This is a genomic window from Bacillus sp. 204(2023) (genome assembly GCF_037027505.1).
GTDB lineage: Bacteria > Bacillota > Bacilli > Bacillales > Bacillaceae > Bacillus > Bacillus subtilis.
Genome location: NZ_JAXCHE010000004.1, coordinates 30,595 through 56,725 on the forward strand (window position 1 = coordinate 30,595; position 26,131 = coordinate 56,725).

Sequence of the window (26,131 nt, forward strand, 5' to 3'; positions counted from 1 at the left end):
CATCTCCCTTTCGAGGCTGTATTCATTTATTGTAAGCGTCTAATCAGCTTTTATTCTCGGTTGAAATCTCATTTTCACCTAAGGAAAAAGTATAGAGGATGGCGGGGAAAAAGTAAAGATGCGTCCTGTTCTGGGATGTTTAAAAACGGTCTTTTTTTCTCATAATAGTAGAAACATAAAAAAAGGGGGGAACCCGTTGTGGATGCAATGACAAATAAACGGCTGAGACTGACGCTGAAAACCGTTCGCGCCTTTATCTTTTTAGGGGCTTTTGCGGCCTTGGCGGCAGCTGCCGTGTTTATGACTGTCATTTTGATAGCCAAATACCAGGGCGCTCCCTCGGTGCAAGTGCCGCAATCCACGATTTTGTATGCGAGTGACGGCTCAAAGCTCGGGGAAACGAACTACGGCGAAAAGCGCTATTGGGTCCCCTTAAAGGACATGAATCCGACGATCGTAAAAGCGACAGTGGCGATTGAAGACCAGAATTTCTACGATCATCACGGCTTTGATTATAAACGCATGGCCGGCGCGGCGCTTGCTGACCTGAAAGCATTTGCCAAGGTTCAGGGTGCAAGCACCATCACCCAGCAATATGCGAGAAACTTATACCTTGAACACGACAAAACGTGGAAACGGAAATGGAATGAGGCGTTCTATACGATCCGTCTGGAACAAAACTATTCTAAGGACGAGATATTAGAAGGCTATTTAAATACGATTTACTACGGACACGGCGCCTACGGCATTGAAGCAGCTTCCCGCCTGTATTTCGGCAAGCATGCCAAAAACCTGACGGATGCGGAGGCGGCGCTTTTGGCAGGTATCCCGAAAGGCCCTTCCGGCTATTCACCGTATGTCAATGAGACGAAGGCCAAGGAACGCCAGAAAACGATTGTGCGGATGATGGAAAAGCAGCAGATGATCAGCCAGAAGAAAGCGGATGAACTGATCAAGGAACCTCTTTCCTATGAGCCTTTGAATAAACAAGTTTCCAAGAGAAAGGCTCCTTACTTCTATGACAATGCCATGAGAGAACTGGAGAAAAAGCTCGGCATGACACGGGAGCAAATTGAAACGAGCGGGTTAAACGTCTATACAACGGTGGATAAACGGATGCAGCGCATCGCCGAGGAGACCATTACCGAGACGGTTAACGCGGGATCTGACATTCAAGTCGGGTTTTCAGCCATTGATCCCCGCACCGGAAACGTTCTCGCCCTTGTCGGCGGCAGGGATTATCAAAAAAGCCCGTTTGACCGGACGACACAGGCGAAGCGCCAGCCTGCTTCGACGATTAAGCCGTTGCTGTACTATAAAGCGATTCAGAGCGGATTTACGCCAGTCACTTTGATGAAAAGCGAAGAAACCGAGTTTCAAATTGATGCAAAGGGAGAAACCTATTCTCCAAGCAACTATAACGGATACTATGCCAACAAGCCGATTACGCTTCTGCAGGCGCTGGCGCTTTCCGACAATATTTACGCTGTGAAAACGCATCTTTTTCTCGGCACGAACAAACTTGTAAAGACGGCAAAGGAATTCGGCATTACCTCCCATCTTCAAGCACTGCCGTCCCTGGCACTCGGCACCGAACCCGTACGTCCGATTGAGATGGTCAACGCCTATGCCATGCTCGCAAATGGCGGAAAGAAAATCGAACCGACTTTTATTTCAAGAGTAACGGATGCAGCCGGCCACGTGCTGTACGAAAACCCGAATCAGCATAAACAGGTGCTTGATGAAAAAGCCGCTTTTGTCACAGCGAGTATGATGACAGGCATGTTTGATACCGATTTAAATGGATATACGTCGGTTACGGGGCGAACGATAGCCAACCGCCTGACAAGAACGTATGCCGGAAAATCAGGAACCACCAGCGCAGACAGCTGGATGATCGGCTTCAATCCGAAGCTGGCCGCAGGTGTTTGGACCGGCTATGACAAAAACAGCACCATCGACTCGGTCGAAGAAAAAAGCTATGCTAAAACCATTTGGGCGGACTTCATGGAGGACGCGCTCAAAGGCGAACCGGAAACCGCGTTCAAGCCGCCAAAAGGCGTAACCGGTGTGTACATTGATCCGGAAACAGGCTACTCATCAGGTCCCGGCTGCGCCGCTAAGCATTACACATATTTTGTGAAAGGCACAGAACCAGCAAACGTGTGCTACGGGGCAGAACCAGCAAAACAAACAAAAGACCGGCTTCCATCCAAAGAAAAGCCCGCTTCCGAGAAAAAGTGGTGGGACAAATGGCTGGGGCGACATCATTGAAAATAACCCGGCTCCTCGGAGGCCGGGTTATTCGTATGGTTCCTTCATAATCGATGGAAGAATGTTAGACAATCGAGCTGAACAATCAGTTTTGGGATAAAGTGGTGCATTTCTCATTTCTTCGGCGCTGGCTTTCATCTCCCAGTCGCCGACTCATATCCCCCTAAAAATGAAAAACCCCGAGTCTTGTTTCGGCTCGGGATTTTCCATGTCCTATTTCTGTATCACCAGTTTACTCAATGTTTACGAAAAATATCTCAAATACTTTAAAAGTTCACAGAAAATTCACAAATCAATTGTCTTCCGGAAGCAGGCTCGTTTTTAACTCATCTGAGGAACGGTCCCATAGGCCCTGATCATGCTTTTTCAGAAATTCGCCTAGTACACGCTTCGAGCTGTCGTCCATTTTATCAACGATGATTTTCCGTTTCATGGATTTATCCATCAAATTCACATGCTCAGGCAGCGACTTGTAGCCTCTTCTGATGCTTCTGTCGACCGTCATTTCACAGGCTGTCACACCAGCGTAATAAGGCCCCTCTTCTCTTCTGTCAATCGTCACCCACACAAGCCAGTATGGTTTTCCGTTCGGAACTTCTTCTTTATTCGGGAGAAATTTAATTCCTTTTTCAACGGTGCTGCGGGCATGCATGGCGCCGATGTCTACGAACGCTTCTTTTTCCTCTACATCAACGAATACGGGAGAAATGTTATCAAGGCTGAGTGCCCCTACGCCAAAACCGCCGTGTCCGTCTGTCGGATCACTTTTGATAATATTAAACCCGATTGATTTTTTCTTTTTTTCTTCCATGAAGTTCTACCTCCTACAAAAGCGGTTGAAATATCGCTGAAAACAGCTTTAAAATCGAATCTCTTCCTGCATTGAGCATCGGCCACAGCACGTAAGATCCTAGCGGTGTCACAAACAGCACCAAAAATACGATAAAGCCGTAGCTCTCCGCCTGCGTCATTTTGGCACGCACGCCTGGCGGAACGAGATCTTCTATAATTCGATAGCCATCGAGCGGAGGAAGCGGCAGCAGATTAAATAAAAACAAGACAAGATTCAGCTGTATCCAAATAGAAAAAAACTGATCCAGCCCCGTGCTGAACGCCGCAAGCATTTCCATTCCGTACGCATGCATCAACACTAACAAAAAGAAACCAATAAACGCAAGAATCAGGTTACTGACGGGCCCGGCTATAGATACGAGCACACCGGCAAGCCGGGGTTTCTTAAAGAAGCGGCGATTCACGGGAATGGGGCGCGCCCACCCGAAGCCGGCCACCAAAATCAAAATGGTTCCGAACGGATCAAGGTGTTTAATGGGATTCAGCGTCAGTCTTCCTTGTTTTTTCGCCGTATCGTCACCGAATTTGTATGCGACATAAGCGTGGGCAAGCTCGTGCATCGTAAACGACACAATTAGCGTGATGACGAGGTATGGCATTAAAGCTAACGGATAATATAAAAAACGGTCCAAGTGAGATATCCCTCTTTCTCAAAATGCAAGAATTTACTTTATTCAGTATACTATAAGAAGCCTCTTTTTCTAAAGAGAGGAAACGAGATAAAGGAGGATTCAGCACCCATGCCATACGTAACTGTCAAAATGCTCGAAGGCCGTACAGACGAGCAAAAACGCAATCTTGTCGAGAAAGTAACAGAAGCCGTAAAGGAAACAACCGGTGCTTCTGAAGAAAAAATTGTTGTCTTTATAGAAGAAATGAGAAAAGACCATTATGCCGTGGCAGGCAAACGCCTGAGCGATATGGAATAATCTCTATAAAGCCGGCGCTTCGCGCACCGGCTTTTATTATCCCTATTGAGCCAGCTTCGCAATAATCGCCAAGAACGTCTTTTTCTCTTCGGCTGTTAAACGTTCAAACATGCCGTCAATCAGCTGCTGGCGGTTTTCGATCATTTGTTCAGCCGCTCCCCGGCCCGATTCAGAAAGCGTAATCCATACAGTGCGGCGGTCATTGTTATTTCTGGATCTCTCAATAAACCCTTCCTGCTCTAAATGATTCAGAGCTGTGGTCGTGGCAGAGGGAGACAGTGTGACCTCCTTCAAAATATCCTTTATGGTGCAGCTCCCATGTCTGTATATGATCCGCAGAATAAATCCTCTTACATTATTCACGTGTTTCGGAACGGTGGCTTCATCTAATTGCTTCGTGCTTTTCAAATATTTTGTAAGTGCGTGATCCAGCAAATTTGCTTCCAGTTTGTCATGGTCCATGTCAATTTCCCCATTTCGAGATGCATTCATAACATACGAACGATATGATTTACTTATTATTTTACTGATTCCGAATAGGGAAAGTCAAAAAAGCAAAATGTGAATTCACAGCTTTTATCCTACATGCCTCGATTTTCCACCTGTTTCACAAGCTTATCTTTAAATGTCTGAAAAGGAACGTGTTCATTCTGCTGATATCCGAATTGGCGGACGTTTACCGCATTCTCCTGCTCCTCATGATCTCCAAGCACCAGCACGTACGGGATTTTCTGCACCTGCGATTCTCTGATTTTATAGCCCAGCTTCTCATTGCGATCATCAATGCCGGCTCTTATCCCCACCTGCTTCAGCTCCGCCTGCACTTTTCTGCAATAGTCTAAGTGAACGTGCGAAACCGGTATGATTTGAACCTGGAGCGGTGCGAGCCAGACTGGAAAAGCCCCGCCGTAATGCTCGATCAAAATGCCAAAGAAACGGTCGATTGAGCCGAAAACCGCTCTGTGGATGACAACGGGACGAACCTTCTCATTGAGTTCGTTGATATATGTTAAATCAAATTTTTCCGGCATTTGAAAATCAAGCTGAATTGTTGCGCATTGGTGGCTCCGTTTCAAGGCATCTTTTATGTGGAAATCAATTTTCGGCCCGTAAAATGCCCCATCGCCTTCATTGATCTCATAAGAGAGGCCTAGCTCCTCAAGGACGCGTGCTAAGGCACGTTCCGACGCTTCCCAAAGGCTGTCATCGCCTAATGAATCCTCCGGGCGAGTCGAAAGCTCAACAGAATACTCGAAACCAAATGTCCGATATACCTCATCAATCAGCCGAATCGCTTCTTTGATCTCACTCTCAATCTGATCCTCCCGAACGAAAATATGAGCGTCATCCTGACAGAACGTCCGAACGCGAAGCATTCCGTTTAAAGCGCCGCTGTATTCATGGCGGTGCACCTGTCCGAATTCCGCCATGCGAATCGGCAGATCCCGATAAGAATACAGGCTGTTTTTAAAGATGAGCATGTGGCCGGGGCAATTCATCGGCTTCATTGCGAATCTTGTATCATCCACTTCTGAAAAGTACATATTGTCGCGATAATGGTCCCAATGGCCTGACTGCTCCCATAACCGCTGATTCATCATAAACGGCGTACGCACCTCATCGTAGCCGGCATTTGTTTGCAGCTCACGCGAGAAGCGCTCCAGCTCATTGCGGACAATCTGCCCTTTCGGCAAATAAAACGGCATCCCCGGCGCTTCTTCAGAAAACATAAACAGCCCTAACTGTTTGCCGAGCTTGCGATGGTCTCGTTTTGCCGCTTCTTCCAGCATATGCAGGTGCGCATCCAAATCTTTTTTCTTTTGAAACGCAACCCCGTACACCCGCTGCAGGACTTCATTTTTACTGTCTCCGCGCCAATAAGCGCCTGATACTCTTGTCAGTTTGAACGCCTTGATCATCCCTGTAGAAGGAAGATGCGGCCCGCGGCACAGGTCAACGAATTCCCCTTGCTGGTACAGTGTGATATCCTCCCCGCGCGGAATATCCTTTAAAATCTCAAGCTTGAGCTGCTCGTCTTTTTGTGCAAACAGCTCTTCAGCTTCTTCATAAGAAACCTCTATACGTTTGATTTCAAGGTTCTCATTTATTATGTTTTTCATTTCTTTTTCGATGGCCTCTAAGTCTCCTGATGCCAAGCTTTTCCCCAGCTTCATGTCATAGTAGAAGCCGTCTAGAATCACAGGCCCTACCCCCAATGACACTTCGCCGTACAGCCGTTTTACTGCTTGGGCCAGCACGTGCGCTGTTGTGTGGCGAAGCACCTGCAAGCCTTCTTGTGAATCGAGTGTGACAATCGAAAGCTCAGCATCCTCCTCCAGCTTGAAACTGAGATCAACAAGCTTGCCGTTGACCTGACCTGCGGCCGCCTTCTTTTGCAGACTGGAACTGATAGAACCAGCCGCTTCTTTGATTGTGATGCCTTTCGGATATTCCTGGATCTGTCCGTCCGGAAGCTGAATGTGTACATGTTTACTCATTTTAGAACACTCCTTATTCATTGTTATATATAAAAAAACACACCCGTCCCGCAGATAGGGACGAGTGTGTGATTAACCCGTGGTTCCACCCAAGTTCCCGACAAATACTATGTTGTCGGCTCGGTGCTGTAACGCAGCATAGACGGCATTGGTTACTTCAGTTCCCCAATGCTGCTCCAAGGCGGTAAATGATATTCCTAAGCTGGGAAGCTCTCACCTTTCCTTCCCTCTCTGAAAACCGTAACTATCATTCATGTCCTTTTCTTCGCATGTATTCAATTCATAAAAAAACACACCCGTCCCACAGATAGGGACGAGTGTGTGATTAACCCGTGGTTCCACCCAAGTTCCCGACAAATACTATGTTGTCGGCTCGGTGCTGTAACGCAGCATAGACGGCATTGGTTACTTCAGTTCCCCAATGCTGCTCCAAGGCGGTAAATGATATTCCTAAGCTGGGAAGCTCTCACCTTTCCTTCCCTCTCTGAAAACCGTAACTATCATTCATGTCCTTTTCATTGCATGTATTCAATTCATATAAAAAAACACACCCATCCCTCTAAAAGGGACGAATGTGTTGATCATCCGTGGTTCCACCCAAATTCCCGATCAATTACACATGGTGATCGGCTTAAAGATGCTGTAACGCAGCATGACGGTATCAGATACTTGTTTTCCCCGATACGGCTCAAAGGCGGTAAGCTGCTTTCCCTGCGTTAGGAAGATCTCAGCTGTCCTTCCCTCTCTGGAAACCGTAAAAAGCATCTCGTATCCTTATCAGTGCCTGTTGTTTCAATAATTTTTTATATCTTACTATATATTCCCACAAAGCGCAATCAGTGATTTACTTTTTTTTCTGACGCGGCAGTCCCGTTATGGGCAGCCAGAAACAGCCATACAAGCAATGCAGCGAGGCTGTATGCCGCTCCCATCATCAAAAACGTAAACCCGGCACCGGCATACCAAGTGGCGGACAGATGAATGATCACCCCGGTTATCGCTACGCCGACCAAGGCTCCGATTTGCCGATTTGCATTTAACGCCGCACCGGCGATATTCGCATGTCTTTGCCCGGCAGCCTGCATGATCACAGTTGTCATGGCAGGAACTGTAATACCGGTACAGAGGTTCATAACAGACATCAACACTGCCAGCTGCCAATAAGGAAAATCCGGAGAAATCAGCACAAACAACAGCAATGCAATGATACAGCTGACCGCCATTGATACAAACATAAGCTGCCCGGCTTCAAACCGATTCGCCAGACGGGCAAACAGCAGATTGCCGATCACGAAGACCGCCATCATCGGCAGCAGCTCCACTCCAGCCATAAAGGAACTTGCGCCTCCTGCTTCCTGCAAAAAAAGGCTGAGCATAAACATGCCGCCAAAAAGGGCGAAATTCAGCAAAAACCCGATAAATTGGGCAGCTGAGAAGCGGCCGTTTTTGTATAAGGACGCCGGCAGGATGGGTGCTTTTGCAGAAATTTCCCGCAACAAAAACAGCACAAATGCCAAAATCGCTGCAGTAAATGCTGCAAGAATCACTGGCGAGCGCCAGCCCGCTGAAGGCCCCTGTATCAAAGCATAGGAAAGAAACCCGAGAGCCATCATGCCAAGCAGATGCCCGGTGATGTTCACGCGGCTGCTTTTCCCCGGAACGCGGCTGAGGATTCGGTAAGCTGAAATGAGCGCAGCAGCCCCTATTGGCACATTGATCAGAAAAATACTCTGCCAGCCCGCCAACTGTACCAGCACGCCCCCGATAAAAGGCCCAAGGGCTGAAGCGGCGGAAACAAGCGCGGCCCACAGTCCAAACATTCTCGCCCGCGCCCGCTCATCAGGGTAAGAGGCAGCCAAAAGGCTGAGTGAGCTTGGCATAAACAAAGCTGCGCCAATTCCCTGTATAAGGCGTCCGGCAATCAGCATCTGCCCATTTATAGATGCAGCGCATAAACAGGAGGCCAGAACAAAAACGGCTAGACCCAAGATATAGATCGTCTTCGAGCCGAAACGGTCAGCCAAGGCTCCGCCCGCCAGCAGAAGCGACGCAAAAGTAAGAATGTACCCGTCCACAACCCACGTTACACCTGAAAGTGACATTGAAAGAGTGTTTTTCATATCAGCCATCGCCACATTCACAACGGTCACATCAAGAGTTGCCATGAGGAAACCAAGTGCGAGCACGATCAGCACGGATATGCCTGTTGATGATTCAGAAGATTTTTGCAGATGCCCGCTGTGCTTCATTGCAATTGCCCCTTCAATTGCTCGTTTACCCACTCATCTATTTTTTCAAGATCATACAATTCCCCGACTCTGTCCATGACATGCTGCAAGGATTCTTCTTTCATGAGATTGGACCATTTATCCTCGATTTCCCCCATGACTGTCTCCAGCACACAGTGACTTTCACCCTCAAATACAGATTGCAGCAGGCCTTTCCCCTGATACATCGAACCTCTGCCTTCGACCGCTTGATAAACATCATAAAGCGTAATGTCCGCCAAAGGCTTCGTCAGGGTAAAACCGCCCTTCGTCCCTGGTAAGGATTCTGCCAAACCGGCTTGAACCAATGTTCTCATCAGCTTCTTCAAGTAAGACGGAGACACGCGCAATCGCTGGCTTATAGCCTCTGACGTCAAAGAAGCCTGTACAGGCAGCCGTGACAGTAACAGCAGCACAGAAACCGCCTGCTCCATTCCTGATTTCATTTTCATCCTATTCACTCCTGATTCATTATGGATAACTATTATCCATAATGAATCTCTTAGCAGCTTTTGTCAATAAAAAAAGCAAAAGAAACGGATCATTTCTTTTGCTTGGTATGGTTAACAAATCTGCTTCAGTTCCTCTATGTATTGAAGCGCTTCGTCATATTCTTCATTTGTATATTTTTGCTTGCTTTTGATGGTAAAGACTTTTTCTTTCTTTTCCTCATCCTCAAGCCCGTCAAAGTAAAGGATCGTGGAAACCAGCTCTAAAAACCGTGATGAACGGCTGTTTACACTGTCGATATAGCCTTTCATATCCGGCATGTCCAGATCAGCATGGTCTAAAAATGCGGAGCCTGTCTCAGTCAGCGAATACCGGTATTGAAAGTAGCCGCCCTTTTTTTCCTTCACCTCATGCAGAAATCCAAGGTTGCACAGCTCTTCAATCTGGAGCGTCAGTTCCTCTGAATATGGTCCGTAAAAGTGAAAATCATATTTCTCATAGAAAGGAAACTGCATTTTCTTGGCGATATAAATCATTTTCTGCAGCTTCTTTCGCCCGATGATTTCTCCAGAATCCGAGAACACCTTCATCAGTTTTGCATGTTCTTTCAACAAATTCCCGACATCTCCTTTTTCCTTCTTTCCAATTTCTATGTCAGTCCCAGCAGCTGCCGGATTTTCATTTTCGCTTCCGGATGTTTAGAGCCGTCACAAATCAAGTCCTTTGGATAGTACAGCTTGTGGTCCGTCCGCCGTTTACCTGAGATGGATTCCACAATAGCCGACTGCCTGGACAGCTCTTTAATTTGGCCGTTTTGCGTCAAGAGATGGATCGGCAGACGCTCCTCTTCCTCTCCCGGCCGGTAAAAATCGTATGGCAGATCTGATGAAGAATCAACGACCAAATAATAGCTCGGATCGATCCCCGCCTCTTTGAACAATGAAGTCAGCTCAAAATAAGCCGACATTTCTTCATTCGGATTGAATTCAACGTATTGGAAAAGCTGGCGGTTAATGAATCTGCGGCACAAGTCGGATAAAATCGCGTCTTCTTCATCCTCCCAGGCCTGGAAGTAATACAAAATAATAGATTCATCCAGCTTTACATAATCCTCCAGTGTCAATTTCCCTTCAAAAATAGAATAGAAATGAACCGGAGCGTGAGTGAAGACATAGCCTTCATCGTGCAGCTGCTTCGCCCTGTGAAGAATCTTCGTTAAAATGACCTCTGCACTTCTGGTCACAGGATGGAAGTAGACCTGCCAGTACATTTGGTAACGGCTCATGATATAGTCTTCGACAGCGTGCATTCCGCTTTCTTTAATGACGATCTGATCCTCGCGCGGCCGCATCACCCGAAGAATCCGCTCCATATCAAAATGGCCGTAGCTGACGCCCGTATAATATGCGTCGCGCTGGAGGTAATCCATGCGGTCTGCGTCAATCTGACTCGAAATCAGGCTGACCACTTGCTTGTTTTTATATGTTTTGGCAATGACTTCAGCAACATCCTGAGGGAAACCCGGGCTCACCTTTCTGAGCACCTGATTAACCTCCGTGTCTCCCAAAATGATACCTCTTGTAAAATCCTCGTGGTCAAGGTGAAAGACCTTTTCAAATGAATGCGAGAACGGCCCGTGCCCGAGGTCATGAAGCAGCGCCGCGGCCAAACAGAGTTCACGCTCACTGTCATCCCATTCAGGGCGGCCTTTAAAGACGTCATCAACCATTCTTCTGACAATTTCATAGACACCGAGAGAATGGTTGAACCGGCTGTGCTCAGCCCCATGGAACGTCAAATAGGTCGTGCCGAGCTGCTTAATTCTGCGGAGACGCTGAAATTCACGGGTTCCGATTAAATCCCATATCAGCTTGTCCCGAACATGAACATAGCGGTGCACCGGATCTTTAAACACTTTTTCTTCTGATAATTTTCCATTTGGATACGCCATCGTCATTCCCTCTTTTTTTTAGCCGTGTTTCTATTATATCGACTCTATTCTTTGAAAACATCCTTGAATTTGCCCGGCGATTTGTTCCATCTTCATGAAAAACACATCTTGTGAAGCAAAAAAGCCTGACCTGAGGGCCGAGGCTAAGAAAAAATAGGTTTTTACTTTTTTATTTTCTTTTTTACTTTGTCAATCAGCTCATCCTCTGTCGGAGCTGACAGCGGGCGATTGTTCACAAAAGCAAATGATTTTTTCCGTCCGGGCCCGCAATAAGATTGGCATCCTACCTCAACCTTTGCGTCCGGGTCCACTTCTTTCAAACGCGGCAGCAATGTTTTGATATTAGTGGCTTGGCAATCATCACACACTCGAAATTCATTAGCCATGACGTACGCTTCCCTTCATTTCTATGTTCATCTATGTGAATAACCTAAAATCACGTTTCAAAAAAAATCACATCACTCTCCATTTTACAAGGATTCGGCTGTTCCTGCAAGCCGCTCCATCCTTCGTATCTCCTATTCTTTCAGCCAATTTGTATAAATATTTTCCAACCTGGACATTCTAATACCATGAATAGAAAAATGGGAGTTGAGATAAATGACAAAACAGCGACAAGACGCTTGGTCAGAGGAAAACGATCTGCTTTTAGCCGAAACAGTGCTTCGGCATGTGAGGGAGGGCAGCACTCAGCTGAACGCCTTTGAAGAAGTCGGCGATAAATTAAACCGGACATCCGCAGCCTGCGGATTCAGATGGAACGCAGTGGTCCGCCATCAATATGAAAAAGCGCTTCAGCTTGCGAAGAAACAACGAAAACAGCGGATGAGAGCGCTCGGAAACGGGCAGCCGGCGAAGAAAAGATTATTATATCAGCCTCCTGCCGTTGATCCTGAAATCATTCAAGAAACCGCTGCAGAAGAGCCGGTTAAAACGGAAACACCTTCTGTCGAAAATGAGCAACCTTTAATGTCTGGCGAACATATGCCTTTTGTTGATGAAAGCTTTAAGGAAGAGTTAGCTAGTCTATCACACTTATTGTCTCCTCAAACGCCTGCAGCTGCGCCTGAGATGACGATGAATGATGTGATCCGCTTCCTGCAGAATTACGAAGGCAATCACGAGCAATCATCAGCATTAAAAATGGAAAACGAGCGTTTAAAGAAAGAAAATCAGGAATTGCAAAACAAAACAGAGCAGCTAGAGGCAGAAGTTCAAAAGCTTGAAAAAGACCAAAAAACGATCCAAGAAGATTATGAAACCTTGGTGAAAATTATGAACAGAGCCAGAAAGCTAGTTTTATTTGAAGAAGATGAACATGCCTCTCCGTCCTTCAAAATGGACCGGAACGGCAATTTAGAAAAATTAGCGGAATGACATAGAGAAATCCCAAAACGGGCAGCTGTTTTGGGATTTTCGCCATGTGCAAAATCCCCTTCTCTATTGAGAAAAGAGATTTTCCTCATTTTGCAGCCGGATCAGCTATTCTTGTAAAATGAGGCCTAGCTTATGTGAATCTATTAAGACATGTGAGCTGCCTCGGCTGTTTTTTGTTTCCGAGGCGCAGCAGAAATGACCAAAAGCCCCAGCATCATAAGCGCAATGCCCAGCCACGAGGAAGGCGAAAGCATTTCCCCTATGAAAAACACGCCAAGCAATGAAGCCGTCAGCGGTTCAGCTAAAGACAGCGTGACCGCCGCCGAGGCCGGAACCCCGGTAAGCCCTTTCGCAAACAAAAAGTATGCGGCACATGTTGCAATTAACCCGATGTAAAGGCTTGTTCCCAGTCCTCTAGGGGTCCATATCCACGAGATATCTGACTGCCATAATAGCGGCGTCAGCAAGATGGCGCTGATCATAAATACAACGGCGGAGGTCGCTCGCGGAGGCTGGGTTTTCATCATCGCTTTACTGATGAGCGTATAGCCTGCAAAAGATGCACCCGCTCCAAGCGCCATAAGAACACCAGCCACATCAATCCGAACATTGGAACTGTCGGAAAACAGAAGCCAGCAACCCGCTAAAGCCAGCACAGTCGCAATCCACCAGGAGTTTCGCGGGCGTTTCTTCAATACAGCCCATTCGAGGGTCCCGGCAATGATAGGCGCACTGCCGATGGCAATCACAGTTCCCACTGCAATTCCCGTTTCTTTAACCGCTGTGAAAAACAGCGGCTGGTAACACGCCATACAAACAGCGGCTAAAAATACGAGCGGCCATGACCAATTTTTCACGTGAAGCTCCCGGCTGAACCAAACCGCAAGCAGCATGGCGCTTCCTCCTATTAATAACCTGAACGCTCCAAATGCCAGCGGTGTGGCGCTTTCTGGAGCCAATGCCTGAACGGTTCCCGTGGTCCCCCAGAAAAAAGCCGCAATCAATACAAAAAGGCTGTAAATATTCCCTTTCATCTGCCTCTCTCCTTTAATATGGATGCTGATGTCATTTTATCGTTTTTCTTTTTGTCGTGGTTATCTGTATGTAAGAAGGATTTATCTGAAAATAAGATTATTGGGGTAAAATGCCGCTTGTCATAAAAAATGCATGCCGGCATATACAGCCGGCATGCGAAGAACGTTCACCCAAATACCTTTGCATTCCGCTCAGCCATCCGGACGAGGTTTTTCTCAAATTCCATTTCCTCATCAGTGGACAGTCCGGCAGAGTAAAGATGAGTGCTTAACGCTTTTAATTCCGTCAATAAAGCGAACATTAAGTCTTGTACGGAGATGTCTTTTTGCAGAAGCTCACTTAAGGACGCCATCGTTTCCGGACGTATTTCCGGATAGACGCCTTTTTTATCGTTTTGTTTGTCTTTCAGCGCCGCTTGATAGAATCGTCTGATCAAATCGGCCCTTTCACTGCCGCTTTTATCCGCACAGAGATAAATTTGAACAGCGACTCCGCCGCGAACGCGTCTCTGAGAGATGCCGGCGAACTTTTTGCCATTTATACTGAGGTCATAGCTGCCGGGACAATAAGACCCTTCAATTTCATAGGCTTCGATCTTTGCGTTGTACGGTCTCAGCATTCGTCTCATCAGCTCAACCATCGCTTCATATCCTTTGTCTATATCGATGCCTTTCTTTTCGTCCTCGAATATGAGAGAGATATTTAAAACACCGTCATCCAATACGACGGCAAGACCGCCGGAATTGCGTACGATCACACGGTATCCTTCACTCTCCAGCAAGGAGATGCCATCCTGCAAAAACGGGAGGCGTGTATCCTGTATTCCAAGGACAATTGTATCGTGGTGCACCCATGAGCGCGCTGTCGCCGGCGACACGCCTTTTCCGACGGACATGCACAGCGTATCATCCATTGCGAAGGATTGCTTCGCATCAAATAAAGGGCCGAGACTGGATTGGTCAATGACTCTCCATTTCGGCTGCATCAGTAAATCATTCGGTTGGTTTGCCATCTATGTAAAACCCTTTCATGTTAGGCTTATTGAACGAAAACTATTATATCATTTCAGCAGCTGTGATTGATAATTGCTTTTCAGCATCGTAAGAAAAATTTCTTTATTTTTTGTATTCTCCATGAGAGGAGAATGAATGTAAGACAGCTTGCGCTTTAAAGAGAAATTATTAATATGCAGAATTGAAATTTCGCGGTGGATCAAATCCTTATGCAGCACGCTTCTGGATAGAACCGAAAGTCCCATGCCGTTGATCACCGCTTCCTTTACACCTTGATTGCTGCTGATGGTGAACATTGATTTCGGCCGAAGTCCATTTGAACTGAGTACATGATCGAGATATTCTCTCGTCCCGGAGCCTTTCTCTCTTGTCACCCACGCTTCGTTCTGCAAATCGCTGATCGAAATCTCTTTCCGCCCGGCCAGCGGATGCTGATTTGGAGCGGCAATGCACATTTCATCCTCCATGAACGGTTCAATTTCCAGCTCATTCTCGTTTGTATGTCCTTCAATCAGCCCGATATCAGCCTGAAGCATCCGCACACGCTCGCTGACCTCCTCTGTATTGCCAATCATGACATCGAGGTTCAGCTCTGGATACAGCTTTTGCAGCTGGGCCAATAGCGGCGGAAGAATATACTCACCAATTGTAAAGCTTGCAGCTATTTTCAATTCGCCCTTTACATAGTGATGATGCGCATAGATTTCAGCCTTGGCTTGTTCGTAGAGAAACACCATTTGCTTTGCTCTTTGATATAAAATGTCTCCTGTCGGCGTTGTCGTAAAGTGTTTTGGCGACCTGTTCAGAAGAGCCGTTTGAAATTCTTTCTCAAGATTTTTGATATGCAGACTGACGCTGGGCTGGGAGATCATCAGCTTTTCCGCCGCTTTTGTGAAGTTTTTTTCTTCTACCACCGCTATAAACGTTTTCAGCACGTCGTAATACAAAAACCCCACCCCTGTCATTAATGAAATATATGGTTATGATTAGTTTTCTTTATTGTACTCATATCATCCATCTTGGTAAAGAAGGCTATACGGAAGCGCAAAAAAGGCAGCCCTCGGTCGAGAGCTGCCATCGTCTTCATTTTTATTACAGTGCTTGCGCCGCTGTAATTAATGCGAGATTGTAAACATCTTCAGCGTTACATCCTCTTGAAAGGTCGTTTACAGGCATATTTAAACCTTGCAGGATTGGTCCTACCGCTTCAAAGTTGCCCAAACGCTGAGCGATTTTATAGCCGATGTTTCCTGCTTCAAGGCTTGGGAATACGAATACGTTAGCGTCCCCTTTGATTTCGGAATCCGGCGCTTTTTTCTCAGCTACAGATGGAACAAATGCAGCATCAAATTGGAATTCGCCGTCAAGTGTCAGTTCAGGCGCTTTTTCTTTCGCGATTTTCACTGCATCCGCTACTTTTTCTGTTTCATCAGATTTTGCTGAGCCTTTTGTAGAGAAGCTGAGCATTGCCACGCGAGGCTCAATGTCGAACATTTTTGCCGTATTGGCACTTTCGATCGCAATCTCGGCAAGATCTTGGCTGTCAGGCGCAATGTTGATCGCGCAATCTGCGAATACGTATTGCTCTTCTCCGCGAGCCATGATGAACACGCCTGAAGTCTTTTTCACGCCTTCTTTTGTTTTGATGATTTGAAGAGCCGGGCGGACAGTGTCAGCTGTCGAGTGAGCAGCTCCGCTTACGAGTCCGTCTGCAAGGCCTTTATACACCAGCATTGTACCGAAGTAGTTCTCGTCTAATAACGCTTTGCGAGCCTGTTCTTCTGTCGCTTTGCCTTTACGGCGTTCTACGAATGCTTGTACAAGGTCTTCCATGCCTTCATATGTATGAGGATCATAAATCTTAACGCCGTCCAGCGTAAGGTTCAATTCTTTTGCTTTTGCTTGGATCTCATTTTCATTGCCGATCACAATCGGATTCAGCACTTTGTTTCCTGCAAGCTTGCTGACCGCTTCTAAAATACGCTCGTCTAAGCCTTCAGGAAATACAATTTTAACGTCTTTTCCAGCTACTTTTTCTTGCACTGTTGAAAATAAATCTGCCACAATAAAACCTCCTCAAAAAGTTACAAAAACGCTTTCTTTTACTAGCATACTCTTCTTCCAATCAAATTCAAACAGCCAACTTTCATTATAGCGCTTTCATGAAAAAATCTTATTTTTCTAACTAATTTAAGTGACTCAATCTTCCCTTATAGGTTCTTCTATTTTGATGGAGTTATACGGAAGGGATGTTCAAGGTTTCTCCACAGTAGAATCGGATAAACTATGGTATAGTGAAGGCAATCATGAAAAGATAATGGGAGTGAAGATAAATGAGTGAACAGCAAATGACGAATGAAGCGGCAAAAACGCTTGACGGCTGGTATGCGCTTCATGATTTCCGCACAATGGATTGGGCTTCCTGGAAGCTTCTGTCCAGTGATGAACGCCAATCTATCATACATGAATTCACCGGGTTGCTTGAAAAATGGGGCGTAGCCCAAAAAGAAGGAAAAGGATCGCAAACTCTTTACAGCATCGTCGGCCAAAAAGCTGATTTTATGCTGATGATCCTTCGTCCTACAATGGAAGAATTAAATCAAATTGAGCTTGAATTCAACAAATCAAGACTTGCTGAGTTCACCATTCCGGCATACTCCTACGTATCAGTGGTAGAGCTGAGCAACTACTTGGCAAGCGGTGACGGCGATCCTTACGAAAATCCGCATGTGCGCGCGCGCCTTTACCCTGAACTGCCGGAATCAAAATATGTATGCTTCTATCCAATGGATAAAAGAAGATCCGGCAACGACAACTGGTATATGCTTTCAATGGAGGAACGCAGAAACTTGATGAGAAGCCACGGTTTAATCGGCCGCAGCTATGCGGGCAAAGTCAAACAGATCATCACCGGCTCTGTCGGCTTTGACGATTACGAGTGGGGCGTTACATTATTCAGCGATGATGTCCTTCAATTCAAGAAGCTAGTGTACGAAATGCGTTTTGACGAAGTCAGCGCTCGCTATGGCGAATTTGGTTCATTCTTTGTCGGCAATCACCTTTCGCTTGATACACTTCCTCAATTCCTATATGTATAATATCCCCTCCCGCCCTATCCGGCGGGAGTTTTTCAATCCTCCTTTATCAGAATTTAAATAAAATTTGCTATTTTCTTCGTTTTTTCTTACGATGTAGATAATAATCCAATTTTTTCAAAGGAGTGCAGTTATTTGTCAAAACGAACCGCATTTGTTATGGGAGCCAGTCAAGGGATCGGGAAAGCAATCGCTCTGAAATTAGCAGACCATCATTTTTCCCTCATCATTAATTCGCGAAATTTGGATAATATTGAATCTGTCAAAGAAGACATTTTGGCCAAGCATCCTGATGCGAGCGTCATTGTCCTTGCGGGGGATATGTCTGACCGGCATACGAGAGCGGGCATTTTTCAGGAAATCGAATCTCAATGCGGACGGCTTGATGTTCTGATTAATAATATCCCGGGCGGCGCGCCTGATACATTTGATAACTGCAATATAGACGATATGACGGCCACGTTCACTCAAAAGACCGTTGCCTATATTGACGCTATCAAGCGTGCTTCCTCACTGATGAAACAAAACGAGTTTGGCAGAATCATCAACATTGTCGGAAATCTGTGGAAAGAACCCGGCGCCAACATGTTCACAAACAGTATGATGAATGCCGCTTTAATTAACGCCAGTAAAAATATTTCCACCCAGCTTGCTCCTCACAACATTACTGTCAACTGTCTGAATCCCGGTTTTATCGCTACAGACCGTTATCATCAATTTGTGGAAAATGTGATGAAAAAGAACAGCATATCCAAACAGAAAGCAGAGGAACAGATTGCTTCCGGGATTCCGATGAAACGGGTCGGATCAGCCGAAGAAACCGCAGCGCTCGCCGCGTTTCTTGCCTCTGAGGAAGCCTCCTACATCACGGGGCAGCAAATTTCCGCTGACGGCGGCAGCATGAAAAGCATATAAAAACATCCCGCTTTTTAGCGGGATGTTTCTTGTAATGACCCGAACGGCAGGTTCAGCTTTTGAATCCGCGTGACAAATTCCCGCAGATCCTCCTGCTTCGACACCATTGAGATTCTGACATGCCTTTTTCCGTTGCTTCCAAAAATTTCGCCCGGTGTGACTACGACATGGGCATTCTCCAGCAAGTAATCGGAAAATTGGTGAGATGTCTCAAACGTATTCGGAATTTCAGCCCATACGTAAAAGGTTCCTTTTGGCTTTTCCATCTTCCAGCCCAGTTCCTTTTCGCAAAGCGCCGTAAAAAAGTCAATTCGTTCCTTATAAATTCGTTTCAACGATTCCGTATGCTCCGGATCTCCAGAAAGCGCCGCACTCGCTGCCTGCTGCAGCCCGCCGAACATGCCGACAAATACATGGTCCTGAAATTCATTGACGGCCTGAATGATCTTTTCGTTCCCAACCGCAAACGCCATTCTCCAGCCGGCCATGTTAAATGTTTTCGAAAATGAATAAAGCTCTGCTCCGACAATTTTGGCATCCTCTGCCTCAAGAAAGCTGGCCGGTTTTTGATCGAATTCAAACGCTCCGTATGCAAAATCATGAATCAAATGGATATGATGCTCTTTTGCAAAAGCAGCAGCTCTTGCATAAAAAGCCGCATCAGCCACAGCTCCAGTGGGGTTGTTCGGATAGTTTAAAAACATAAGCTTCGCTTTATCCAGCACGGCTGGATCAATCTTTTCAAAATCCGGCAGATAGCCATTTTCTTCATACAGCGGCATTTCGTAAAGCTCAGCTCTCGCCATCGTAATCCCTGATAAATATTCAGGGTAGCCTGGATTCGGGACTAAAGCGATGTCGCCCGGATTGAGCAGGCATTGTGTCAGCACATACAAGCCTGCTTTCCCGCCTCCGAAAAGCGCGACCTCCGTTTCAGGATTGATTGTCACTCCGTATTCCCTTTTATAGAAAGCAGCGATCGCTTCCTTTAAAAAAGGATAGCCCCTGAAAGGGCCGTATCCATGAAACGAAGGATTCAAGGACGCCTCCCGCAAAGCCTCCACAATATGCGGCGGAGTGGGAAGGTCAGGGTTCCCCTGTCCGAGATTAATGATATGGGCCCCCGTTTTTTCCAATTCCTTTACCTTTTGAAAAACGAGAGAAAACTCCTGCCTTGGAAGTGTCTTGATGACATCGGACGGTGTTATTTCCATCTAAAAGACTCCTTTTTGCTCCGTTTTGTTATCCCGTTCCAAAAACGATTTGTTGACGAGTTTCGTATGCAGAAACAAACCGCATACGATCACGACAATCAGCCCCATAATGACCGGAGCGCTTAGGATGTTAATGAACATTGAACCAATAGAAATGCATAATCCGATAGACGCTTCGGCCACTGAAAAAATGCGCCCTTGAATCTGGTTTGCCGCATTTTCCTGAACCTTCACTTTTGCAAGCACTTCCCCGTATTCCATCGCGATGAAAAAGAGGATCGCCGCGATGACAGAAACAGCGAAAATCGGCGTGAATAAAAACAGCGCCAGTGAGACAATGGATAAAACGGTAAAGTACGTAAGGCCTCTATTGTTGTTAAAGCCCCATTTGCTGACAAGCGCCGCTCCGATAAAGCCGCCGAAGCCGATGCAGAACGTGAGAATAAAGTTGCCGATTTCCCCGTCACCCAGAAAGCGGCTGACAATCGGAAAATAGCTGTACACAACTCCCCACAGCAAAGCCATTGTAATCATCGTAAACATGGCGTTTAATACGAACGCATTGGTTTTGATTTCCTTGAGTCCTTCCTTAAAAGACTGAAAGGCCTCTTTAATGTTTTCAGATTGAATCGGCACAAATTGCAGCTTGATACGGCTGATAAAAAATGCCGAAACCAGGTATGTCACACCGTTAAAGGCAACAGCCAGCTCTACAGATCCGCCTAACAGAAAGAGCCCTCCGGCAGCCGCCCCGACGATAATGGAGATGGTTGTCGCTTTTGCAAATAACGTGTTGATGCTTTTAATATCTGATTCCAAGGACGACATGACAGCGAGACGGGCGGGATTAAAAAACACGCCGCTTCCATAAGAAATAAACAGCAGGGCCAGAAAAATCAGCGGATACTCGCCTTTTGGAAGAAATGTGAGCCCCAAAAAGATGATGCCTCTGATGATATCCGTCCACAGCATGATCTTAATTCTGTCTAACCGGTCGACCAGTACCCCCAAAAACGGCTGAAACACCATCGGAATGCTTCTGACCACGATGACCCCGGACGTCACCCAATAATCGTGATAATATGTAGACAAAATGAGCAGGGCAGGGAGAACACAATAGTCTCCCATGAACGATAGCGCCTGCCCGTAAAGCAAGTATTTAGAGTTGGGTTTCAGCTGTTTCATACTGGCAGCACATACTTTGCCGTCAGCTTCGCATGCTGCTGAATTTGTCTGATTGATTCAGCCACATCCTGTGAATTACTGCCTTTCAGTTCAAATGCAGCAATGGAATTGAAAGCTTCAAACAATGTCAAATCAACTGAAGTGCCTGGTGCTGCGGCCGAAAAAGAAACGATTTCAGTATCCCCTTTTAAAAGTCCGTCCGGAATATCGATTGCCTCAATGACCAAATCCTCAGCAGTTTCTGGAATCTGGCCATTTTGTTTGAAATGCTGCGGGTACAAATGGCAGTCGGCAACATAATAAGGCTCTTGATCCAATAATCCGTCCGGCAGATCGGCGTCTTTTCCGAAACAGAGGACATCTAATAATAATTGCGCCATATCAAGGCCGAAAACCTTTTTAATGTTAGGGATCATATTCCAGCCGGCAAATCTGGCTGCCGATTCAATTAAACCCGGTTCTCTGTTTTTCATTAGCTTGATCTCTGTATGTGTTGCGCAATTTTGCAGGCCAAGCCCTTCATTTGCCTTTTTGGCAGCTTCGACAATTTTCTTTTTTGCCTCTTCATCCAGAATGGACGGCGTAATGTGGGATGTCTCTGTAAACCCGATTTGCGGCGTTTTATCATGAATGGCGATCGGGAAATACTCACCGTCAGCCATGATGCCTTCTATACTGATATAGTCGGAGTACCCTTCTGTTTGATACCAGTCTCCGTACTCACCCTGTAAAAATTCTTCAGCGATAAACGGCGCTTCAAACGTAACCGCCTTTGGCACGTTAATTGATTTCAGATAGTCATTGACTCTGTTAAATTCATCTTCTGCCGTCTCAGTGTCCGTAATCAGCGTTACACCGATTGAACTCGCTAAGTATGTAGGCTTTAAGATAAGAGGTGTGCCGATCTCTTCAAGAGCAGCACGGAAATCTTCGAGAGTTGTGACTCGTTTGTTTTTGATCGATTTGACTCCGGCCTTATTAAAAGCGTCCCTCATTTTATTTTTATCTCTGGCATTTTCGGCTGCCTGCACGCCGGCACCTCTCAAGCCCAGACGTTCACAGGCTTTCGCCATCGGAGCAATGAATAATTCATTGTTTGTTGTGATGGCATCCGCCCCGAACATTTCGGCAACCTTGACGATTTGCTCGACGACCTCTTCCTCAGGCTTGTTATGATCCTCATGCGCCCAATAAATGGAGTCAGGATGCTCAAAATCAGCTAAACTCTTAAAATAGTCTTTATCTTTTATGACCGCGACCGAGTATTTTTCAATCAATGCTGCATGGGAGGCTGTAATTGCAAAAGGTCTTGGAATAAAGCTGACCAGGTTATATTTTTCAGCAGCGCTTTTATAAAACATGTGCGGCGGGCAGCCTCCAAGATCAGCGATGACCAATACTGTTTTTCTCTCCATATGTAAAACACTCCTTCTCTATTGTGCGGTGTATCCTCCGTCTGCGGTGATGGCGCTTCCGGTCATATAGCTTGATAAATCCGAGGCTAAAAACAGCATCACGTTTGCGATTTCTTCAGGTTTCCCAAGCCTCAGCAGCGGATTTACCTTCGCCTTTTCTTTTTTGATCTCTTCAAGTGTGCCTTCGTTATTTTCAAGGAATGATTTTTCATTCAGCGGTGTGTCGATGATCCCCGGGCATACGCAGTTCACGCGAATGTGATGCTTCGCATAATCAACGGCCATTGATTTAGTCAGCTGCAAAACCCCGCCTTTGCTGGCGTTATAGGCAGGAATATCAGGCCATGCCACGAGTCCGCCGACAGAGCACGTATTAATGATGTTGCCCTTGCCGGCGGCCAGCATATGCTTGAGTGCATGTTTGCTCATTAAAAACATGCCGGTCAAATTGACTTGCAGCACCTTGTTCCAATCGCTGAGCTCCATCTCGTGAATGGGCGCCACGATTTCGATGCCTGCATTATTAATCAAGACATCGAGTCCGCCAAATGTATGAACCGCCGATTCAACTGCGTGCTGGCAGGCAGCTTCGTCTGTGATGTCCGTTTGCACAAAGTGCAACCTGTCATTATTTTCTTTTCGTACCATTGCTTCTCCCTGCGCTTCATCAATATCCGCCACAACCACATTGGCCTGCTGGCCCAAAAAAGCCTGAACCGCAGCATAACCAATGCCTGATGCGCCTCCTGTTATGAGGACGGTTTTATCGGTGAGGTTCATGATCATTCATCCGCCTTCATTTTTTTCGCTTTTGCTCTGTTGTAGCGCGGCGGGAAGAAGATATTAATCGATTTTGATTCTTTTTCTGAACGGTTGATCGCACCATGATCTTCGCGAGGCTCACAGAAATAGGCTGTGCCGAATTTCATCTCGACTGTGCAGCCTTCGACCGTCATGTCATAGCCGCCGCCGATGCAGATGCCGATTTGTTCATTTCGATGTTTATGGAAAGGCATTTCTCCGCCATTTCCAGGGATTTTGGCAAGCATAATTTCTACCCAATCCTCAACAAAAAACGTGACTTCCATGCCCGGCAGCAGGTCTCTTGTTTTGAAAATATCCAAAAAGTAGTCCTCAGGACTTGTATATGTTTCATCAGCTTTCAGCCGCTTGATATCAATAGCAATCACTTCTTGGTCTGTGTCGTTTCTTGCCCCGTGAGGCACATGCGGCGGCGCGATATAGGCAGATTCCAAGGCTGTCATTTTTCTTGTCACATCTCCGACAGTCATCATCAGCTCGCCAGAAACGACCATGCCGATTTGGACCTCCTTATGCTGATGGGGTTCAACATTGGTATGCGGCGGGACGTAAGACATTAATACTTCAGTATCCCCTCGTACGGTTGAATACTGCCTCACTCCGTTTTCCCATTCAATTAATTTCGGTGTCGGGAAATAAAGCTCCTGCATATCTTCTTTAGTTTTCATCATCAACGTCTCCTTTTCCAAATAATGACCAGCTCATTGGAATACTTTTGAATGTTTTCACAAAGGTTAGCCCGTACTTTTGCCGTGCGAGCTCATTAGTTAAGGCAATGTCATACAAGCCTTCTTTTACTTTTCTTGCGGCTTGACTGGTTGAATTGACTAGTTTGAAACGAACATCTTTGCGGGTAAAATATTTTATTAAATTAATAGGTGAAGGATGTGAAACAATAACAGATGTATCAAGCATATCGTCTCTGAATTCAAAATCAGGACGAACAGCCAGGCCGTACATCGGTGTATCGCACCTGAAGATCTGCAATAGCTGCAAATCCGGCCTCATGTAGAAATGCTTAATGCCATCGTAAGCATGTGGGACGATGGTATATTCCAGCGGGCTTTGGAGCGTCCTTTCGATGCATGATTCAAAAGTATCATGCAAGGACAATTTACTGTTCAGCCCTTGTAGAAGAGTAAAATTGGAAATGAAATGCTTTGCTGCGTACTCACTGCTTGTCCCCTCAGGGCCGAGCGTGTTGACTGTAATGAGTTTGGATAGTGAATCAGTTCTTTTTTTTGTCTGAATGCTATTATCCAATATAATCATGAGCACCAACCAATCTTTTAAATTTTAAGTAAATTTTATCCAGCGGAAATTGAACTGTCAATGTTTTTTGAAAATATTGATAATTATTCCCATACAAACAAAAAAACCCTTTATAAAGGGTTTTTAATTATAGGAATTTAGAAACTTTGTTTATTGAGATAAGGACTGATCGGCCTTCTGCTCAAGTTTGCCGTACTTTTTATATGCGAATATACTGAGCACAAATCCGAGGACTGTGATGGCTGCGCAAATCAATCCGACAGCTGCATAGCCGTATGCCACATAGACGGGTCCCATTAAAGCAGAACCTAATGTCACGGCCAGATTCGAGGCGAGGCTGTAAAACACCATGACTTTTCCGCGATGACGCTCTGAGCAGTCACTCAAAATGGTGCTGAGCAGCGTCACCGTCAAACTTTGCATTAATCCCCAAATAAATAGGCTGGCGATTAACAGAAACATAGACGCCGGCGCATATGGTAAACACGCCAGCAGAACGCTGATGACCCCCAGCGCAATCAAAAGGGAGCGCATTTTTCCGATGCGGTCGGCTATCTTTCCTGTAATCACACTCATGGAAAACCCGATTCCATAAATCATGATAAATAAGCCCGCAGCCGTGTTTCCTCCGGTAAAAACGTCCTGAAGATAGGTGCCTAAAAAGGAATACATACCGTAAAAACCAATCATATTACAAAAGGTTATCGTGATATAAACAGGTACACGAGGGACTTTCAGCGCATCCCGGAATGTTCCTGCCGGCTCTTCTATTTCTTCCTTGCCGCTGTTTTTATGTTGGGCATGGCGGCGCATTTCAAGGAGAATCAGCAGGACAACTAAAACGCCCATCAAGGCGAAAATCCAAAACGTCCACCTCCAATGCAGGACGCCGCCGATAAATGATCCGAGCGGCACTCCGAAAATCAGCGCCAGCGACCAGCTTGAAACGATCAGTCCCATCACCTTGCCCCGGTATGTATAAGGAACACGATCACCGACAACTGCGTAAGCGGTCGGAACAAACGCTCCCGCAGCCAATCCCGAAAGCGCCCGGCCTAAAAAGAAGAAAAAAATATTTTGAGCCAAAGCGCATATCACCGTTCCTATGATAAAGATCATAAGCCCGGCCAATAAGCTCAGTTCTCTGGAGTATTTATCGCCTAATGGAACCAAAAGCGGCGCACCGATAAAAATCATAATGCCGTAAATACTGATAGATAATGCAAGGACACTGACATCTGAGCTGAAGGCTTTTGCTAAATCCGGCAGCAGCGGTGAGATCACAAGCTCTTCAGATCCGGCTGCAAATACCCCCATCGTTAAAGCCAATGCCAACAATAACGGAAAATGATGTTTTGTTTTGATGTCATTGTTTTGATTGCTGTTCATTCTTTCTCAAACACCTCTTCCATAATCTTCTTATCATAAAAGTTGTATTATAGTTTAGCATTGTTTTTTCACTATTTACAATTCGAACGAAATATTTAAAAGTTTTATTTTTTTCATTTAAATCCCATTATATATTTCTATATTTCATTCTAAAAATACATGAGGATGTAACGCGTAA

Annotated in this window: 25 protein-coding genes and 3 other annotated features; of the genes, 5 read left to right on the top strand and 20 right to left on the bottom strand. The window is 45.9% G+C overall.

The window, feature by feature from the left end; all coding sequences use genetic code 11:
• The first annotated feature begins 198 nt into the window (after positions 1 to 198).
• Entirely contained in the window at positions 199 to 2,274 is a 2,076-nt protein-coding gene (locus WA279_RS09720) for a transglycosylase domain-containing protein (protein ID WP_327828364.1), read from the top strand.
• A 292-nt stretch (positions 2,275 to 2,566) separates the two neighbouring features.
• On the opposite strand, the gene WA279_RS09725 is transcribed toward WA279_RS09720, so the two are convergent.
• Both WA279_RS09725 and WA279_RS09730 read right to left on the bottom strand, forming a co-directional pair.
• Positions 2,567 to 3,085 (bottom strand): YwhD family protein, encoded by a 519-nt coding sequence (locus tag WA279_RS09725; protein ID WP_015714898.1) that lies wholly within the window; start codon positions 3,083 to 3,085, stop codon positions 2,567 to 2,569.
• Between the two features lie 13 nt (positions 3,086 to 3,098).
• Positions 3,099 to 3,758, bottom strand: coding sequence for a site-2 protease family protein (locus WA279_RS09730; RefSeq protein ID WP_327828363.1), 660 nt, complete (start codon positions 3,756 to 3,758; stop codon positions 3,099 to 3,101).
• Positions 3,759 to 3,866: 108 nt separating this feature from the next.
• Here WA279_RS09730 and WA279_RS09735 point away from each other — a divergent pair, with 108 nt between their 5' ends.
• Positions 3,867 to 4,055 (top strand): 2-hydroxymuconate tautomerase, encoded by a 189-nt coding sequence (locus WA279_RS09735; RefSeq protein ID WP_003222038.1) that lies wholly within the window; start codon positions 3,867 to 3,869, stop codon positions 4,053 to 4,055.
• Positions 4,056 to 4,097: 42 nt separating this feature from the next.
• Here the strand turns inward: WA279_RS09735 and WA279_RS09740 are convergent, their stop codons facing one another.
• The 7 genes from WA279_RS09740 to WA279_RS09770 form a co-directional block, all read right to left on the bottom strand.
• Positions 4,098 to 4,517, bottom strand: a complete 420-nt coding sequence (locus WA279_RS09740; RefSeq protein WP_003242889.1) for a MarR family transcriptional regulator — start codon at positions 4,515 to 4,517, stop codon at positions 4,098 to 4,100.
• Positions 4,518 to 4,636: 119 nt separating this feature from the next.
• Positions 4,637 to 6,553: a threonine--tRNA ligase gene (thrS, locus tag WA279_RS09745; protein ID WP_327828361.1), complete on the bottom strand. Its 1,917-nt coding sequence runs from the start codon at positions 6,551 to 6,553 to the stop codon at positions 4,637 to 4,639.
• Between the two features lie 53 nt (positions 6,554 to 6,606).
• Positions 6,607 to 6,828 (bottom strand) — a binding site (T-box leader).
• Between the two features lie 31 nt (positions 6,829 to 6,859).
• Positions 6,860 to 7,081, bottom strand: a binding site (T-box leader).
• Positions 7,082 to 7,114: 33 nt separating this feature from the next.
• Positions 7,115 to 7,343: a binding site (T-box leader), on the bottom strand.
• Positions 7,344 to 7,389: 46 nt separating this feature from the next.
• Entirely contained in the window at positions 7,390 to 8,802 is a 1,413-nt protein-coding gene (locus tag WA279_RS09750) for an MFS transporter (protein ID WP_327828360.1), read from the bottom strand.
• Entirely contained in the window at positions 8,799 to 9,272 is a 474-nt protein-coding gene (locus tag WA279_RS09755; RefSeq protein WP_327828358.1) for an Rrf2 family transcriptional regulator, read from the bottom strand. The genes WA279_RS09750 and WA279_RS09755 overlap by 4 nt, the downstream gene beginning before the upstream one ends.
• Before the next feature lie 111 nt (positions 9,273 to 9,383).
• Entirely contained in the window at positions 9,384 to 9,884 is a 501-nt protein-coding gene (locus tag WA279_RS09760; protein WP_003227524.1) for a YwgA family protein, read from the bottom strand.
• 35 nt (positions 9,885 to 9,919) lie between these two features.
• Entirely contained in the window at positions 9,920 to 11,221 is a 1,302-nt protein-coding gene (locus WA279_RS09765; RefSeq protein WP_015250978.1) for an HD domain-containing protein, read from the bottom strand.
• A gap of 161 nt (positions 11,222 to 11,382) precedes the next feature.
• Positions 11,383 to 11,607 carry a DUF1450 domain-containing protein gene (locus WA279_RS09770; RefSeq protein WP_003222050.1) on the bottom strand — a complete coding sequence of 75 codons (225 nt, stop codon included), beginning with the start codon at positions 11,605 to 11,607 and terminating at the stop codon, positions 11,383 to 11,385.
• Between the two features lie 214 nt (positions 11,608 to 11,821).
• Between WA279_RS09770 and rsfA the strand changes: the two genes are divergently transcribed.
• Entirely contained in the window at positions 11,822 to 12,598 is a 777-nt protein-coding gene (gene rsfA, locus WA279_RS09775) for a prespore-specific transcription regulator RsfA (protein ID WP_003243464.1), read from the top strand.
• Between the two features lie 143 nt (positions 12,599 to 12,741).
• Here the strand turns inward: rsfA and WA279_RS09780 are convergent, their stop codons facing one another.
• The 4 genes from WA279_RS09780 to pta form a co-directional block, all read right to left on the bottom strand.
• Positions 12,742 to 13,632 (bottom strand): carboxylate/amino acid/amine transporter, encoded by an 891-nt coding sequence (locus WA279_RS09780; protein ID WP_327828357.1) that lies wholly within the window; start codon positions 13,630 to 13,632, stop codon positions 12,742 to 12,744.
• Positions 13,633 to 13,799: 167 nt separating this feature from the next.
• Complete coding sequence (gene ywfL, locus WA279_RS09785; protein WP_327828355.1) at positions 13,800 to 14,645, bottom strand: octanoyl-[GcvH]:protein N-octanoyltransferase; 846 nt, start codon at positions 14,643 to 14,645, stop codon at positions 13,800 to 13,802.
• A gap of 48 nt (positions 14,646 to 14,693) precedes the next feature.
• Positions 14,694 to 15,593 carry a cysJI operon transcriptional regulator CysL gene (gene cysL / locus WA279_RS09790; RefSeq protein WP_032727083.1) on the bottom strand — a complete coding sequence of 300 codons (900 nt, stop codon included), beginning with the start codon at positions 15,591 to 15,593 and terminating at the stop codon, positions 14,694 to 14,696.
• A gap of 145 nt (positions 15,594 to 15,738) precedes the next feature.
• Entirely contained in the window at positions 15,739 to 16,710 is a 972-nt protein-coding gene (gene pta / locus WA279_RS09795) for a phosphate acetyltransferase (protein ID WP_003235941.1), read from the bottom strand.
• 269 nt (positions 16,711 to 16,979) lie between these two features.
• Here pta and hemQ point away from each other — a divergent pair, with 269 nt between their 5' ends.
• Both hemQ and bacG read left to right on the top strand, forming a co-directional pair.
• Positions 16,980 to 17,744: a hydrogen peroxide-dependent heme synthase gene (hemQ, locus tag WA279_RS09800; RefSeq protein ID WP_003242896.1), complete on the top strand. Its 765-nt coding sequence runs from the start codon at positions 16,980 to 16,982 to the stop codon at positions 17,742 to 17,744.
• A gap of 132 nt (positions 17,745 to 17,876) precedes the next feature.
• Positions 17,877 to 18,656: an NADPH-dependent reductase BacG gene (bacG, locus tag WA279_RS09805; RefSeq protein WP_327828354.1), complete on the top strand. Its 780-nt coding sequence runs from the start codon at positions 17,877 to 17,879 to the stop codon at positions 18,654 to 18,656.
• Between the two features lie 14 nt (positions 18,657 to 18,670).
• Here bacG and bacF read toward each other — a convergent pair whose 3' ends face one another.
• The 7 genes from bacF to WA279_RS09840 all read right to left on the bottom strand — a co-directional run bounded on the left by bacF (position 18,671) and on the right by WA279_RS09840 (position 25,953).
• Entirely contained in the window at positions 18,671 to 19,870 is a 1,200-nt protein-coding gene (gene bacF, locus WA279_RS09810; protein ID WP_327828353.1) for a transaminase BacF, read from the bottom strand.
• Positions 19,871 to 21,055: a bacilysin exporter BacE gene (gene bacE, locus WA279_RS09815; RefSeq protein WP_014481236.1), complete on the bottom strand. Its 1,185-nt coding sequence runs from the start codon at positions 21,053 to 21,055 to the stop codon at positions 19,871 to 19,873.
• Complete coding sequence (bacD, locus tag WA279_RS09820; RefSeq protein ID WP_003242921.1) at positions 21,052 to 22,470, bottom strand: alanine--anticapsin ligase; 1,419 nt, start codon at positions 22,468 to 22,470, stop codon at positions 21,052 to 21,054. The genes bacE and bacD overlap by 4 nt, the downstream gene beginning before the upstream one ends.
• A gap of 18 nt (positions 22,471 to 22,488) precedes the next feature.
• Positions 22,489 to 23,250, bottom strand: a complete 762-nt coding sequence (gene bacC / locus WA279_RS09825) for a dihydroanticapsin 7-dehydrogenase (protein WP_064671827.1) — start codon at positions 23,248 to 23,250, stop codon at positions 22,489 to 22,491.
• A gap of 2 nt (positions 23,251 to 23,252) precedes the next feature.
• The gene (gene bacB / locus WA279_RS09830) at positions 23,253 to 23,960 is read right to left on the bottom strand and encodes a 3-((4R)-4-hydroxycyclohexa-1,5-dien-1-yl)-2-oxopropanoate isomerase (RefSeq protein ID WP_003244300.1); all 708 of its coding nucleotides are present in this window, start codon (positions 23,958 to 23,960) and stop codon (positions 23,253 to 23,255) included.
• Positions 23,950 to 24,564: a prephenate decarboxylase gene (gene bacA, locus WA279_RS09835; RefSeq protein ID WP_009968341.1), complete on the bottom strand. Its 615-nt coding sequence runs from the start codon at positions 24,562 to 24,564 to the stop codon at positions 23,950 to 23,952. Before bacA ends, bacB begins: the two co-directional genes overlap by 11 nt.
• A gap of 150 nt (positions 24,565 to 24,714) precedes the next feature.
• Entirely contained in the window at positions 24,715 to 25,953 is a 1,239-nt protein-coding gene (locus tag WA279_RS09840) for an MFS transporter (protein WP_129138011.1), read from the bottom strand.
• Positions 25,954 to 26,131: the final 178 nt, after the last annotated feature.

Excerpts from the sequence above, each read along its gene's own strand:
- WA279_RS09725 (WP_015714898.1), bottom strand. The coding sequence starts at position 3,085 with ATGGAAGAAAAAAAGAAAAAATCAATCGGGTTTAATATTATCAAAAGT.
- WA279_RS09735 (WP_003222038.1), top strand. The coding sequence starts at position 3,867 with ATGCCATACGTAACTGTCAAAATGCTCGAAGGCCGTACAGACGAGCAA.
- WA279_RS09740 (WP_003242889.1), bottom strand. The coding sequence starts at position 4,517 with ATGGACCATGACAAACTGGAAGCAAATTTGCTGGATCACGCACTTACA.
- thrS (WP_327828361.1), bottom strand. The coding sequence starts at position 6,553 with ATGAGTAAACATGTACACATTCAGCTTCCGGACGGACAGATCCAGGAA.
- WA279_RS09750 (WP_327828360.1), bottom strand. The coding sequence starts at position 8,802 with ATGAAGCACAGCGGGCATCTGCAAAAATCTTCTGAATCATCAACAGGC.
- WA279_RS09755 (WP_327828358.1), bottom strand. The coding sequence starts at position 9,272 with ATGAAAATGAAATCAGGAATGGAGCAGGCGGTTTCTGTGCTGCTGTTA.
- WA279_RS09765 (WP_015250978.1), bottom strand. The coding sequence starts at position 11,221 with ATGGCGTATCCAAATGGAAAATTATCAGAAGAAAAAGTGTTTAAAGAT.
- WA279_RS09770 (WP_003222050.1), bottom strand. The coding sequence starts at position 11,607 with ATGGCTAATGAATTTCGAGTGTGTGATGATTGCCAAGCCACTAATATC.
- rsfA (WP_003243464.1), top strand. The coding sequence starts at position 11,822 with ATGACAAAACAGCGACAAGACGCTTGGTCAGAGGAAAACGATCTGCTT.
- WA279_RS09780 (WP_327828357.1), bottom strand. The coding sequence starts at position 13,632 with ATGAAAGGGAATATTTACAGCCTTTTTGTATTGATTGCGGCTTTTTTC.
- ywfL (WP_327828355.1), bottom strand. The coding sequence starts at position 14,645 with ATGGCAAACCAACCGAATGATTTACTGATGCAGCCGAAATGGAGAGTC.
- hemQ (WP_003242896.1), top strand. The coding sequence starts at position 16,980 with ATGAGTGAACAGCAAATGACGAATGAAGCGGCAAAAACGCTTGACGGC.
- bacF (WP_327828353.1), bottom strand. The coding sequence starts at position 19,870 with ATGGAAATAACACCGTCCGATGTCATCAAGACACTTCCAAGGCAGGAG.
- bacE (WP_014481236.1), bottom strand. The coding sequence starts at position 21,055 with ATGAAACAGCTGAAACCCAACTCTAAATACTTGCTTTACGGGCAGGCG.
- bacD (WP_003242921.1), bottom strand. The coding sequence starts at position 22,470 with ATGGAGAGAAAAACAGTATTGGTCATCGCTGATCTTGGAGGCTGCCCG.
- bacC (WP_064671827.1), bottom strand. The coding sequence starts at position 23,250 with ATGAACCTCACCGATAAAACCGTCCTCATAACAGGAGGCGCATCAGGC.
- bacB (WP_003244300.1), bottom strand. The coding sequence starts at position 23,960 with ATGAAAACTAAAGAAGATATGCAGGAGCTTTATTTCCCGACACCGAAA.
- bacA (WP_009968341.1), bottom strand. The coding sequence starts at position 24,564 with ATGATTATATTGGATAATAGCATTCAGACAAAAAAAAGAACTGATTCA.
- WA279_RS09840 (WP_129138011.1), bottom strand. The coding sequence starts at position 25,953 with ATGAACAGCAATCAAAACAATGACATCAAAACAAAACATCATTTTCCG.